Origin of the sequence: Blastococcus colisei (assembly GCF_006717095.1) — a bacterium.
GTDB lineage: Bacteria > Actinomycetota > Actinomycetes > Mycobacteriales > Geodermatophilaceae > Blastococcus_B > Blastococcus_B colisei.
This window is the reverse complement of record NZ_VFQE01000001.1, coordinates 1,547,749-1,561,306: the sequence shown is the minus strand read 5'-3', so window position 1 is coordinate 1,561,306 and position 13,558 is coordinate 1,547,749. Positions and strand designations below refer to the sequence as shown.

At 73.0% G+C, this 13,558-nt stretch carries 9 protein-coding genes; 7 read left to right on the top strand and 2 right to left on the bottom strand.

The window, feature by feature from the left end; all coding sequences use genetic code 11:
• Both FHU33_RS07420 and FHU33_RS07415 read right to left on the bottom strand, forming a co-directional pair.
• Window positions 1–2,433 (bottom strand): GcvT family protein, encoded by a 2,433-nt coding sequence (locus FHU33_RS07420; protein ID WP_142024765.1) that lies wholly within the window; start codon window positions 2,431–2,433, stop codon window positions 1–3.
• 165 nt (window positions 2,434–2,598) lie between these two features.
• On the bottom strand, window positions 2,599–3,372 hold the full coding sequence (locus FHU33_RS07415) for an IclR family transcriptional regulator (RefSeq protein WP_142024764.1): 774 nt from the start codon (window positions 3,370–3,372) through the stop codon (window positions 2,599–2,601).
• Between the two features lie 424 nt (window positions 3,373–3,796).
• Between FHU33_RS07415 and FHU33_RS07410 the strand changes: the two genes are divergently transcribed.
• The 7 genes from FHU33_RS07410 to FHU33_RS07380 all read left to right on the top strand — a co-directional run bounded on the left by FHU33_RS07410 (window position 3,797) and on the right by FHU33_RS07380 (window position 13,551).
• Window positions 3,797–6,076: a DUF1841 family protein gene (locus tag FHU33_RS07410; protein ID WP_142024763.1), complete on the top strand. Its 2,280-nt coding sequence runs from the start codon at window positions 3,797–3,799 to the stop codon at window positions 6,074–6,076.
• A gap of 78 nt (window positions 6,077–6,154) precedes the next feature.
• On the top strand, window positions 6,155–7,612 hold the full coding sequence (locus tag FHU33_RS07405; protein ID WP_142024762.1) for a DUF3375 domain-containing protein: 1,458 nt from the start codon (window positions 6,155–6,157) through the stop codon (window positions 7,610–7,612).
• Between the two features lie 53 nt (window positions 7,613–7,665).
• Complete coding sequence (locus FHU33_RS07400; RefSeq protein WP_142024761.1) at window positions 7,666–7,902, top strand: YlcI/YnfO family protein; 237 nt, start codon at window positions 7,666–7,668, stop codon at window positions 7,900–7,902.
• Complete coding sequence (locus FHU33_RS07395; protein WP_142024760.1) at window positions 7,902–8,201, top strand: type II toxin-antitoxin system PemK/MazF family toxin; 300 nt, start codon at window positions 7,902–7,904, stop codon at window positions 8,199–8,201. Before FHU33_RS07400 ends, FHU33_RS07395 begins: the two co-directional genes overlap by 1 nt.
• A 127-nt stretch (window positions 8,202–8,328) precedes the next feature.
• Window positions 8,329–8,967, top strand: coding sequence for a DUF4194 domain-containing protein (locus FHU33_RS07390; protein WP_142024759.1), 639 nt, complete (start codon window positions 8,329–8,331; stop codon window positions 8,965–8,967).
• Window positions 8,964–12,350, top strand: coding sequence for an ATP-binding protein (locus tag FHU33_RS07385; protein ID WP_142024758.1), 3,387 nt, complete (start codon window positions 8,964–8,966; stop codon window positions 12,348–12,350). Before FHU33_RS07390 ends, FHU33_RS07385 begins: the two co-directional genes overlap by 4 nt.
• A 1-nt stretch (window position 12,351) precedes the next feature.
• A complete protein-coding gene (locus FHU33_RS07380) occupies window positions 12,352–13,551 on the top strand; it encodes a DUF3322 domain-containing protein (protein WP_142024757.1) in 1,200 nt (399 codons plus the stop codon).
• Window positions 13,552–13,558: the final 7 nt, after the last annotated feature.

Below are 13,558 nucleotides of genomic sequence, written 5' to 3'. Positions count from 1 at the left end.
TCAGCACCGGACCCGCGTGCCGGAGGGGTCGACCAGCGGCTCGGCGGCGACGGTCGCCGCGAGCGGTTCGCCGAACCAGTCGATGCTCACGGCGGTGCCGGGTTCCGCGAGCGACGCCGGCAGCCAGGCGTAGGCGATCGAGCGGCCGATCGTGTAGCCGAAGGCCGCGCTGGTGACGTAGCCGACCGGTGTCCCGCCCACCCGCACCGGCTCGCGGCCCAGCACCGTCGTTGCCGGGTCGTCGAGGGTGAGGCAGGACAGCCGCCGGTCGTGCCGACGGCGGTCGAGCGCCTCCCGCCCGACGAAGTCGCCCTTGTCCTGACGGACGGCGAACTCCAGCCCCGCCTCGACCGGGTCGTGCTCGGTCGTCATGTCCACCCCCCAGGCGCGGTAGCCCTTCTCCAGCCGCAGGCTGTCGAAGGCCCGGCGGCCGGCGGCGACCATCCCGCGCCGCCGGCCCGCATCCCAGAGCACGTCCCACAGCCGCAGCCCGGTGGCCGCGTCGGTGTACAGCTCCCACCCGAGCTCGCCGACGTAGGAGACCCGCAGCGCGGTCACCGGCACGCCGCCGACGAACAGCTCCCGCGCCCGGAAGTAGCCGAACGCCGCGTGGGTGACGTCGGTGCGGGTCAGCGACTGGAGCACCTCGCGCGCCCGCGGCCCCCACAGCCCGATGCCGCAGGTGCCCGCGGTGGTGTCGCGCAGCTGCACCGATCCGTCGTCCGGGGCGTGCTGCCGGAACCAGTCGAGGTCGAGCGGGCCGTTGGCCCCCACCTGGAAGCGGTGCTCGCCCAGCCGGGCGACGGTCAGATCGCTGCGGATCCCGCCTGCGGCGTCCAGCAGCAGCGTGTAGGTGACCCGGCCGGCGGGCTTCCCGACGTCGTTCGTGGTCAGCCGCTGGAGGAAGTCCTCCGCCCCCGGACCGGTCACCTCGATGCGGGTCAGGGGGGTCATGTCGTAGAGCGCCACCTGCCCGCGGGTGGCCAGCGCCTCGGCCGCCACGGTCGGCGACCACCACCGCGCCGCCCACGGGTCCCGCGCCGGCAGGTCGAGACCCTCGGCCAGCGGGGCGTTGGCCTCGAACCACAGCGGCCGCTCCCAGCCGCCGGCCTCGCCGAAGACGGCGCCGAGCTCCTGCTGTCGGGGGAAGAACGGGCTCGTGCGCAGCGGGCGCAGCACCGCGGCCGGGGCCAGCGGGTGGACGACGTCGTAGACCTCGACGAACTGCTGCGCTCCCCGCTCGGCCACGTACTCCGGTGAGAGCTGGACGTCGGCGAACCGGTGCAGGTCGCACTCGTGCACGTCGGTGCGCGGCTGCCCGTCGACCAGCCACTCGGCCAGGGCCTTGGCCACGCCGGCCGAGTGGGTCACCCACACCGCCTCGGCGACCCAGAAGCCGGGCAGGTCGCGGTGCTCGCCGATCAGCGGCATGCCGTCGGGGGTGAAGGAGAAGACGCCGTTGAAGCCGGCGGCGACCTCGGTCTCGGCCAGCCCGGGCAGCAGCGCGAGGCTCTGCTTCCAGGCGTCGGCGAAGTCGTCGGGGGTGAAGGGCAGGCAGCTGTTCGCGTGCGCCTCGGTGTCGGCCGCGTTGACCGGCATCGGGCGGTGGCCGTAGGAGCCGATGCCGATCCGGTCGCCGTGCTCGCGGTAGTACAGGTCGGCGTCCTGGTGCCGCAGGATCGGCGCGCTGATCTCCCGCAGGGCGCCGGCCAGCGCCGGCACCGGCGCGGTGGTGGCGTACTGGTGCGCCAGCGGCTGCAGCGGCACGGTCAGCCCGGCCAGCGCGCCGACGTCCGGACCCCAGAAGCCGGCGGCGCAGACGACGACGTCGGCCGGCACGAAGCCCTGATCGGTGTGCACGCCGCTGACCCGGCCGTGCTCCTCGGCGACGCCGGTGACCCGGTGCCGGGCGAGGAAGCGGGCCCCCCGGTCGATCGCCCGCCGCGCCTGCGCCTCGCCGGCCGGTACCGCGTGCGCGAGCCCGTCGCTCGGGATATGCAGCCCGCCCAGCACGGCACCCGGGTCGAGCAGCGGGTGCAGCCGGGCGCACTCGCCGGGATCGACCAGCCGGGCCTCGATCCCCCAGGAGGTGGCCAGCCCGTGCCGGCGGGCCAGGTCGGCCCAGCGCTCAGGTGTCGTCGCCACCTCCAGGCCGCCGACGGGCCGGAAGACCGGTGCGCCGTCCAGCTCGAGGCCGCCCAGCTTGCCGACCGTGTACCGCGCGAACTCCGCCAGCGTCTTCGACGGGTTGGTCTGGAAGACCAGGCCCGGCGCGTGCGAGCTCGATCCGCCGGCCGCGAACAGCGGGCCCCGGTCGAGCACGGTGACGTCGGTCCAGCCGCGTCCGGTGAGCTCGTCGGCCAGCGAGCAACCGACGATCCCGGCGCCGATGACGACGACACGGGGCGACGACCTGCGGGGAGCCATGCCCATGGCCACGCCCTTCGGTTGTTGCGGTTTCCGCAACGGCTCGCGGAATGCGCAACAGCCTCCGAATGGGCTACGCCTCCGTCAAGAGGCGACGGCGCGTCGCCGCACGTCCTGACACTGTGTCGACAGGGCCGACACAGAACGCCGCATCGGCGCCGCTCCCGACCCTCAGCCGAGCTGCCTGCCGGTCTCCGTGGCGACGACGCACAGCCGCTCGGCCACCGCGGCGAACCGCTCGACGGGCAGGCGGTAGGACGGGGCGGAGACGCTGAGCGCGGCGACCAGCCGGCCGTCCGGAGCGCAGACCGGCGCGGCCACGGCGTTGAGGCCCAGCTCGAGCTCGCCCTCGGTCGCCGCCCAGCCCCGCGTGCAGACCTCGGTGAGGACCTCGTCGAGGACGGCGGCGTCGGTGATCGTCGCCGGGGTGTACCGCTCGAGCGGGGCGGGCGGCAGAGCTCGGCGGGCGGCCGCCGGCCCGAACGCGAGCAGCACCTTGCCGCTGGAGGTGGCGTGCAGCGGCGTGCGCCGACCGACCCAGTTGAGCACGCCGACCGAGGCGCTCCCGTGCACCTGGCTGATGTTGACCGCACTGTCGCCGTCGAGGACCGCGAGGTTGACCGTCTCGTCGAGCTCGGCGGCCAGCCGCTCGCACACCTCGCGCCCCAGCCGGGTCAGGTCCAGTTGTGCCGCGCTTGCCCCGGCCAGGCGCACCAGCCCGAACCCCAGCCGGTAGGTGCCTCGCTCCCCCAACTGCTCGACCAGGCCGTGGGCCTCCAGCGTGGCCAGCAGCCGGGACGCCGTGGACTTGTGCACGCCGAGCTCGACCCCGAGCTCGGTGACGCCGGCGCTGCCGCGGTCGGCCAGCACGGAGAGCATCGCCAGCGCACGATCGACGGATTGGACCAGCGGCGGCTGCCCGTCGCCATCCATTCTGTTGCGCATGGTGCAACGCTAGCCGAGGAAGCGCCTGTGCGGCGTCGGGACCAGGGACTTTCCGCACCGGACGTCTCCTGCGAGAGCTGCCGCCGGCGAAGACGTCGGCGCACGTGCCGGGCGGGACGGCGAAGGCCAGGTCGCCCGCCGAAGGGTCGTTGGGCCCTCCGGGCGCCAGTCCGCCGCGTGTCCTCGCCGCCACGCCGGGGTGCCGGGCGCCGTCAGACATCGAGGTGCGCCAGCGCCTGCGGCAGCACGCTCGGCCCGTTTCGGCGACGGTGAAACGGCTACCGTCACCCACCGCCTCGCCCTGTTCCGCTCGCGGGATCACTGCGAAGCTGGCGGTGTGAGTCCGAAGAGCAGAGGCCGGACACCGCGGAACCGGAGCCGCAGAGAGCACCGGTCGGGGAGCTCCTCGCACCAGTCCCCTGGCGTGCAGCTTCTCCGGGAACTGGAGCGCGAGCTGCAGGACGCCGACGCGCTGTCCGCCGAGATCACGGTGTCCACCCTGCTCGGCGCCGCCCGCCGCGCCCGTCCCGACGATCCGGCCGGTGAACGGGGACCGACCGACCTGGTCGCCGACGTGGTGCGGCAGGCCGGCAAGGTGCGCCGCCCGACGTCGCTGGGTCTCCTGCGCTGCCTCGCCGTCCTCGGCGGTCCGGGCGAGCGCGATCTCGCCGTCCCTGGCATCCGGCGGCTGGCCGCAGCCGGTGTCCCCGAGCCGGACTGGACCACCCAGCTGGATGACGTGGCACCCACCGGGGCCTGGACGGTGCACGACGTCTACGGCGATGCGGCGACCATCGCGGTCGAGTTCGCCCGCCCCTGCCGGCCACACGCCCTGGTCGTGCTGGTGGACCACACGGAGGGCGGCATCGCGGCCGGCGCGTTCCTCGAGGACGACCCGGACGACGTGCGGACCGAACGGGACCGGCAGGGCCAGGACCCGCTGGTGGTCGTCGAGGAGCTGGATCTCGGCACCGCGCGGGCGCAGATCGAGGCCGCCTTCCGGGCCGTCGACACGGCGGACCCCGCGGACGTCGACGACGACCTCGTCGCGACCCGCGCCCTCGTCCTGGCGCGGCTGCGCGCGCTGCCGGCCGCCGACCCCGCGCCGCCGGCACCGCGACCTCTCGACGAAGCGGCGCTCGTCGGCGAATTCCTCGCCTCTCCCGAGGCCGCGCACCTGACCACGAACGCGACGGTCGAGCGGTGCGCCGCGCTGATCGTGGCCCACCGGGTGGAGGCCGAGCCGGCGAACCCGCTGCGGATCAGTCCGGGCACGCTGGCCGACCTGCTGCTCGACCGGCTGCTCGGCGCGGACCTGAGCGACGACGAGGCCCAGGCGATGCCCGGCGTGGTCCTCGCCTGGACCCGCTTCACCGCCGGCCGCACGACGCTGCCGTCGGTGGCCCGCGACCATCTGGTCTCCGCCGCCGAGGAGCTCGCCGACACGTACCTGGTGGCGCGGAGCTACCCCGAGTTCGCCGAGCGCGGCCCAGAGCTGGCGATGTCCTACGCCGGCGACCTGCTCGACGATGAACTGGACCCGGCCGCCCTGGAGGACGCGATCGCGCGGCGCACTTTCGCCATGCCCTATGTCGGCACGACGATCGGTGGGGAGGACTACCCGTCCCTCGACCCGGCCGACCCCGATGACCGGGGGCTGCTGATCGCCGGGGAGCATCCGGAGTACCACGCCGTGCTGGACGACCCCTTCGCCGACGGCGAGATCGACGGCGTGAACCCGCGGCTGCACCTGGCCGTCCACGAGATGGTGGCCAACCAGCTCTGGGACGACGACCCGCCCGAGGCCTGGCAAGCGGCCCAGCGGCTGCTCGCCGCGGGCATGGAGCGGCACGACGTCCTGCACGAGCTCGCCGGCGTGGCGACCGAGCTGCTGTGGCACGCACTGACCGACCGGGGGCCGCTCGACCTGGCTGCCTACCGTGCCGCCCTCGATGGTCTCGACGCGCTGCCCGCTCCGCGGTCGAAGAGGTCGGTCGGGCGAGTGCCCGAGGGCCAGCAACCGCTGTTCGACGCGCCCGCCGCCGTCCCGCCGCGGCCGACCGTCGTCCGGGGCGGCGGCCAGGGCACTCGCCGGGGCCCGGACGCCGGGAGCCGACGCGCCACCGCCTACCAACTCAAGATCCGGCTGCTGGGCACGAAGCCACCGGTGTGGCGGCGGGTGCTGGTGCCCGACGATCTCACCCTGGCGGGACTGCACGACGTCATCCAGGTGGCGATGGGGTGGACGGACACGCACCTGCACGACTTCCGCGTCGGCGACGCCCGGTACGGCGATCCCGGACAGCTCTCCGGCGGCTGGCTCGACGACTCGCGGGACGAGGCCGCGGTCCGGGTGGATCAGGTGCTGCCCCGCGTGGGAGACCGGCTGCGCTACACCTACGACTTCGGAGACGACTGGGAACACGAGGTGCTCGTCGAGTCCGTCGAGCCGGCCGTGGGACCGGTGGCTCTCCGATGCCTGGCCGGGCGGCGAGCCGGCCCCCCCGAGGACTGCGGCGGGGTGTGGGGCTACGCCGACCTCTGTGCGGCCGCCTGCAACCCGGACGACCCGGCCGCCGCCGACCGACTTGAGTGGCTGGGCCACCCGTTCGACCCGGCGCACTTCGACCGGGAGGCCGTAGACGAACGGCTCGGCGCCCTCGACCGCCGGCACCCGGAGGCAGGTGACCGCACGCGCCGGTGAGCGCAGGCGCCGGTGCCCGATCCTGTCGGTGGTCCTCCTTAGCATCAGCGACGACCGCGAACCCGGACCGGAGGTGCCGTGCACTACGACGACGTCGCCGCACTGCAACGCCACAGCTCCGCGTGGCGGCTGGTCCGCGCCGACCACGCTCCGCTGATCATCAGCTTTCTCGACCAGGTGTTCGTCGAAGGCAACGTCCGGGGCATCGCGGCCGGCGAGCTGGCCGACCGGCTCGACGACGTCCTCCATGCCCTTAACGAGGGGCAGGAACCGCCGCAGTTTCCCAAGCCGGCGCGCGCCTACCTCGACGCCTGGGCCGCCCCCGACGCCGGCTGGCTGCGCAAGTACTACCTGGCCGGCTCCGACGAGCCGCACTTCGACGCCACCCCCGCGGCCGAGAAAGCGGTGGCTTGGTGCGCGTCCCTGCGCGCCCGCGCCTTCGTCGGCACCGAGTCCCGGCTCAACACCGTCGTCGACCTGCTGCGCCAGATGGTCTACGGCGCCGAGGCCGACCCCGACACCCGCCTCGCCGAGCTCGAACGGCGGCGACAGGAGATCGACGACGAGATCGAGCGCGTCCGCCGTGGCGAGGTCGACGTCATGGACCCGTCCGCCCAGCGGGACCGGTACCAGCAGTTCGCCGGCACCGCGCGCGAGTTGCTGGCCGACTTCCGCGAGGTGGAAGGCAATTTCCGGGCGCTCGACCGCGACCTGCGCGAGCAGATCACCACCTGGGACGGCGCCAAGGGCGGCCTGCTCGAGCAGGTGGTCGACGGCCGGGCCAGCATCGCCGACTCCGACCAGGGCAAGAGCTTCCACGCCTTCTACGACTTCCTGCTCTCCCCCACCCGCCAGGAGGAGCTCACCGACCTGCTGCGCCGGGTGCACGAGCTGCCCGCCCTCGCCGACGGCGACGATCGCCTGCGCGCCGTCCACCACGAGTGGCTGGCCGCCGGCGAGCGCACCCAGACCACCGTGCGCACCCTCTCCGAACAGCTGCGCCGCTACCTCGACGACCGGGTCTGGCTGGAGAACCGGCGGGTGATGGACATCTTGCGCAGCATCGAGACGTCCGCCCTCCAACTCCGCGGGGAACGTCGCGTCGAGCTCAGCGTCGAGATCGACGCGCTGGCATCCACTGTCGTCCTGCCGATGGAACGCCCCCTGTACACGCCCCAGACACGGGCCGCCGTCGACAGCAGCAGTCTGCAGAGCGGCGACGACGACTTCGACGCCACCGCCCTGTTCGGTCAGGTGCACGTCGACCCAGCTCCGCTCACCGCGCACGTGCGGCGCGCCCTGCTGCAGCGGTCGCAGGTGGGGCTGGCCGCACTCCTGCACGACCACCCGCTCGAGCAGGGCCTCGCGGAGCTCGTGACCTACTTCTCCCTCACCGACGGCGCCTTCGACGTCGTCTTCGACGACACCCCCGAACAGGTTGCCTGGACCGACGGCGACGGCCACACCCGCCGGGCCACCGTTCCCCGGGTCACCTACGCCCGCCGCGCCGAGCTACCGCAGTCGGCGCGGAGGTGAGGATCTGCCCGCATGTGGTATCAGAAGGCATCCCAATTCGGTACCGTCCGGGGATGAGCAAGCAGATCGCCGTCCGCCTGCCGGACGACCTCGTTGACTTCGTCGACACTCTCGTCGCGCACGGACGGGCGACCAGTCGCGCTGCGGTAGTGACTCGTGCGCTGGAGCGTGAGCGGCGCAGGGAAGTCGCGGCGCGGGATGCAGAGATTCTCGCCGCCAATCCCCATGATCCCGACCTCGACGCCCTCGCCGACTTCGCCGCAACGGTCCGCATGGACGACCTGGACTGATGCGACCTATCCACGTCGCCCGGCTGGACAAGAGTCGTCCGGTGTTGGTGCTCACCCGCGAGCTGGTCAGGCCGCGACTGACCCGCGTGACCGTGGCACCGATCACGGGCACGATCCGCGGGCTGTCGACGGAAGTGCCAGTCGGGGCGGCCAACGGACTGGACCAGCCCAGCGTCGTGAGCTGCGACAACGTGACGACGGTGCCAAGCACCGCGCTCGGCCGGCAGATCGGCTTCCTGCTGCCCGATCAGGAAGAAGCCCTGACCGAGGCCATCCACGCTGCCTTCGATCTCTACTGACTCGATCCGCGCAGTCCCCACCACGCACGCGTCTGTCGCCGCGCCGACACGCGAAGCCGCACGTTCTTTCGTCGTACCCCCTTCCTAGCATCGGCAGCGGCCCTCAACCGCAGCCCGGAGGTGGCACGTGACCGCACCGCCCGCCCACTCCGAACTCGACCTGCCGCTGGTTGCCACCTCGCTCATGAAGGGCGTGGTGTACCGCGACACGCACGAGCAGGTCTGGCGCCACCTGCTGCCACTGCAGAGCCGGCTGCGCGAGTACATGTCCACCATCGGCCTGGTCCCGGTGATCGACGAGGCCGAGGGCTACGCATTCCTCCGGCAGCGGGAGGACGACGCTGCCGATGACGGCGCCACCTCCGTGCCGCGCCTGGTCGCCCGCCGCTCGCTGTCCTTCCACGTCAGCCTGCTGCTCGCACTGCTGCGCCGCCGGCTGGCCGAGTTCGACGCCACGGACGCCGGCAGCCGGCTGATCCTCACCCGCGAGCAGATCGTCGCGATGCTCCGGGTCTTCCTGCCCGCCACCAGCAACGAGGCCCGCCTCGTCGACCAGGTCGACCAGTCCATCACCAAGGTCGTCGAGCTCGGCTTTCTCCGTCGGGTGCCGGGTTCGGACGGCGCGGTCGAGGTGCGCCGCATCCTCAAGGCCTTCGTCGACGCCCAGTGGCTGGCCGACTTCGACACCCGGCTCGCCGCCTACGCCGCCCAGCTGCGCGGCGCGCCCGATGCCGCCGCCGAGCCCGAAGAAGGTGCACAGCCGTGACCTCGCCCGTCCACCTCGCCACCGACGAGCCGCCGACGCCCGAGGCCGGGTCCGGCTTTCGGCTCGACCGCCTCGAACTGCTCAACTGGGGCACGTTCGACCGGAAGGTGTGGACCCTGCGCGCCAGCGGCGCCAACACGCTGCTCACCGGCGACATCGGGTCGGGCAAGTCCACCGTCGTCGACGCCGTCACCACCCTGCTTCTCCCGGCGCAGCGGATCTCCTACAACAAGGCCGCCGGCGCCGATACCCGCGAGCGCAGCCTCCGCTCCTACGTGCAGGGCCACTGGCGCTCCGAGCGCAACGAGGCGACCGGCACCACCCGGCAGGTCGGCCTGCGCGCGGGGAGCACCTACTCGGTGCTGCTCGCCGTCTTCACCAACCCCGGCTACGACGCCACCGTCACCCTCGCGCAGGTGTTCTGGCTCAAGGACGGCGACGGCGGCCAGCCCGACCGCTTCTACGTGACCGCCGACCGCGACCTCACCATCGCGGCCGACTTCGCCGACTTCGGCACCGACGTCACCGCCCTCAAGCGCCGCCTGCGTGCCCAGGCAGGGGTCTCGGTGCAGAACGTCTTTCCCGATTACGGCCGCGAGTACCGCCGCCGGCTCGGCATCGACTCCGAGCAGGCCCTGGAGCTGTTCCACCAGACGGTGTCCATGAAGGCGGTCAGCGACCTCAACGGTTTCGTCCGCAGCCACATGCTCGAGCCCTTCGACGCTGCCGGCTGGATCGACCAGCTGGTCGCCCACTTCGACGACCTCACCCGCGCCCACGAGTCGGTGGTCCGCGCCCGGACGCAGCTCGACCAGCTGCGCCCGGTGCTCACCGACGCCGATGCGCACGACCGGCTCGGCGCCGAGATCGCCGCGCTCGACGCCCAGCGCGAGGCCCTGCCGGTGGTCACCGGGCGGCTGCGGGCGGACCTGCTCGCCCGGCGGATCGCGCGCCTGCGCGAGTCGGTGGCCGACGACGATCGCGAGCTCGCCCGGCTCGCCGACGATCTGGGCCGCGACCGGGCGCGCGAGAGGGCGCTCATCGTCGAGCGTGCCGGGCACGGCGGCGACCGGCTGGCCCGCATCGACGAGCTGGTCGACGCCGAGCAGCGAGCCCTCGGCACCCGCCGGCAGAAGGCTGCCACCTTCGCCGGCCTGCTCGGCGCCGCCGGCCTCGACCCGGTCGCCGACGAGCACGGCTTCAGCACCCGGCGGGCCGAGGTCCGGACTGCGACCGCAGCCGCCGAGTCCGACGCCGCCGAAGCGCAGAACCGGCTCCGCGAGCTCGCCGTCGACGAGCGCGGCCTGCAGGACGAGTCCGACGATCTGCGCGCCGAGCTGGCCAGCCTGCGCCAGCGCACCAGCAGCCTGCCCCGCCAGAGCCTGGAACTGCGGCAGCGGCTGGTCACCGAGCTCGACATCCCGGGGGCCGCGCTGCCGTTCGCCGGCGAGCTGATCCAGGTCGGCGCGCCCCACCGCGACTGGGAGGGCGCCGCGGAGCGCCTGCTGCGGGGGTTCGCCCTGTCGTTGCTCGTCCCCGACGAGCACTACCCCGCCGTCTCACGCTGGATCGACGCCCACGACCTGCGCACCCGGCTGGTCTACTACCGCGTCCCCGCACGCGTTCCGGCGCTGCCGGCACTGCCGTCCTCCGACTCCCTCGCCGCGAAGCTGGAGATCAAGGATTCCGCGGTGCGGCCGTGGTTGGAGACGCAGCTGGCCCACCGCGCCGACCACGCCTGCGTCGATTCCATCGAGGCGTTCCAGCGCACCCCGAAGGCGCTGACCCGCGCCGGCCAGATCAAGGCAGGTGGCCGGCACGAGAAGAACGACGCCACCCGCATCGACGACCGCCGCTCCTACGTGCTCGGCTGGAGCAACGCGGACAAGATCGACGCGCTCCTGGTCGAGGCTCAGCGGCTGCAGGATCGGCTCAACCGGCTGGCCGCCGACCGCGCCCGAGTGGAAGCCGCCTACAAGGCCGCGGCCGAGCGGGGCCGCACGCTGAGCAAACTGGACGTCTTCGACGACTGGACCGAGCTGGACTGGCAGGCCGTCGTCCGGCGGATCGCCGACCTGACCGCCGAACGCGAGCGGCTGCTGACCGCTTCCGGCGAGCTGCAGCGCATCGACCGGGAGCTCGACGGAGTCCGCTCCGCCATCTCCGAAGCGGACGACGCATTGTCGGCCTGCCAGCAGCGGCGGGGCAGGCACGGCAGCGAACTAGCCGACGCCGAGCAGCGCGCCACCGGCGTCGCGACCCGGCTGGACGCCGCCGGGAGCGTGCCTGACGAGCACCTGGACGCCCTGGCCGGCCGGGCCGCGGCGCAGCCCGGTGGATCACCGGCCACGCTCGAAGGCGTCGACGCCCTGGAAGAGGCGCTGCGCCGGCAGCTGACCGAGGACCGCGACCAGCGTGCGAAGCGCCAGTCCGGCGTGGAATCGCGACTGGTCCGCGCCATGGGGACGTTCATCAGCGACCATCCCGTCGAGACCAGCGAGATGGACGCCTCCGTGGCGGCAGCCGGCGAGTTCCGGGCCCTGCACGACCGGTTGACCGGCGACGACCTGCCCCGCTTCGAGGCCACGTTCAAGCGGTACCTGAACGAGAACACCATCCGCGACATCGCCGGGTTCCTCGCCGAGCTCAACAAGCGGGCCGAGCTGATCACCCAGCGGGTGGCGACGATCAACGCCTCCCTGGTCGGCATCGACTACAACCCCGGCCGCTACATCCGGCTGGACACGCAGCTCACCCCGCATCCCGAGATCAAGGACTTCAAGCGCGACCTGCGCGCCTGCACCGACGACGCGCTCGCCGACGGCGACGACCAGTACTCCGAACAGCGGTTCCTGCAGGTGCAGGCCATCGTCGAACGGCTTCGCGGTCGCCCGGGACACGGCGACGTCGACCGGAACTGGTCACGGTTCGTCACCGACGTCCGCAACTGGTTCGTCTTCACCGCCTCCGAGCGCTGGCGGGAGGACGACACGGAGTACGAGACCTACAGCGACTCCGGCGGCAAGTCCGGCGGGCAGAAGGAAAAACTGGCCTACACCATCCTGGCCGCGTCGCTGGCCTACCAGTTCCGGCTCGACCCCGCCGCCGCCCGGTCGAAGACCTTCCGGTTCGTCGTCATCGACGAGGCGTTCGGCCGCGGGTCCGACGAGTCCACCCGGTTCGCGCTCACCCTGTTCACCCGGCTCGGCCTGCAGCTGCTCATCGTCACGCCGCTGCAGAAGATCCACGTCATCGAGCCGCACGTGGCCGCGGTCGGGTTCGTCGACAACCCGACCGGCAACTTCTCCCGGCTGCAGAGCATGACCATCGAGGAGTACCGCGAACAGCAGGCACTGCGCCGGGTCGCCGGCGACGCGCGCTGACATGCCGGGCACGGGGAGCAGGGGCGCGCCCGGGCGCCGACGCAGCGAGTGGACGACCTGGGCAGACGTCCGCGACCAGATGCGGCGTCGCTGGGACCGCGGCATCTTCCTCACCGCCCACGCGGCCGGTCTGCCGTTCGAGCCGTTGGACCTGCCCATCCGGGGGCCCGGGCCCCGCGACATCGGCGACCGGTTCGACGACGTCCGCGCCTGGCGGGCGGGCTGGACGGCGGTACCGCGCGGCGTCCGGGTGGTGGAGGCACCGATCGGTGGGCGGCTGATCGGCATCAACCGGCTGCCGTCCCGCGTGGCCATCGACGGCTGGGACGAACTGATCTCCGTCCTCGGCGTCCGGAGGGACGTCGAGACCTTCGATGCGCGGCTGGCATGCGCGCGAGAACGAGCGCCGGCGCTGGCCGAGTGGATGACCCGGTTCCCCATGCGGGTGCTGGCGGCCGGCGACGACTGGGACCGGCTGGTCACGACGGTGCTCTGGATCGACCGGGAGGCGCGACCGGGCAGCTATCTGCGGGAGATCGACGTGCCGGGGGTCGACACCAAATTCGTGGAGACGCACCGCGGACTGCTCGCCGACCTGCTGGAACATCAGCTACCGCCGGAACGGATCGACGCTGCCCGCCTTCGGTCGGACTTCGCCGGCCGCTTCGGCTTCCGGAGCAAACCCGACTATGTCCGCGTCCGGCTGCCGCCGGAGCACGCCGGGCCGTTCAGCGAGATCGCCGTCCGCGTCGACGAGCTGGCACACGCGCCGGTTGACGCCGGCACCGTGATCGTCGTGGAGAACGAGATCACCTACCTCGCGCTGCCACCCCAGCCCAGCACCGCAGTGCTCCTCGGTGGGGGGTACGCAGCCCGTCGCCTCACCCCGCTGGCCTGGCTGGCCGATGTCGACCTCCGGTACTGGGGTGACATCGACACCCACGGCCTCGCCATCCTCGACCGACTTCGGGCTGCCTTCCCCCACACCCGCTCGCTGCTGATGGACCGAGACACGCTCCTGGCCCACCGCACCCAGTTCGTGCGCGAGCCGAGTCCCACCGCCGAACGACTGGACCGGCTCACCCCGGAGGAGAGCGAGCTGTACGCCGCCCTGGTCACCGACGCCTTCGGCCCCTCCGTCCGGCTGGAGCAGGAACGGGTGCGGATGTCCCTCGCCGAACGGGCCATTCACGTCGGCTGATGCCACC

Coding starts and splice junctions, on each gene's coding strand:
- FHU33_RS07420 (WP_142024765.1), bottom strand. CDS start 2,433: ATGGGCATGGCTCCCCGCAGGTCGTCGCCCCGTGTCGTCGTCATCGGC.
- FHU33_RS07415 (WP_142024764.1), bottom strand. CDS start 3,372: ATGCGCAACAGAATGGATGGCGACGGGCAGCCGCCGCTGGTCCAATCC.
- FHU33_RS07400 (WP_142024761.1), top strand. CDS start 7,666: ATGAGCAAGCAGATCGCCGTCCGCCTGCCGGACGACCTCGTTGACTTC.
- FHU33_RS07395 (WP_142024760.1), top strand. CDS start 7,902: ATGCGACCTATCCACGTCGCCCGGCTGGACAAGAGTCGTCCGGTGTTG.
- FHU33_RS07380 (WP_142024757.1), top strand. CDS start 12,352: ATGCCGGGCACGGGGAGCAGGGGCGCGCCCGGGCGCCGACGCAGCGAG.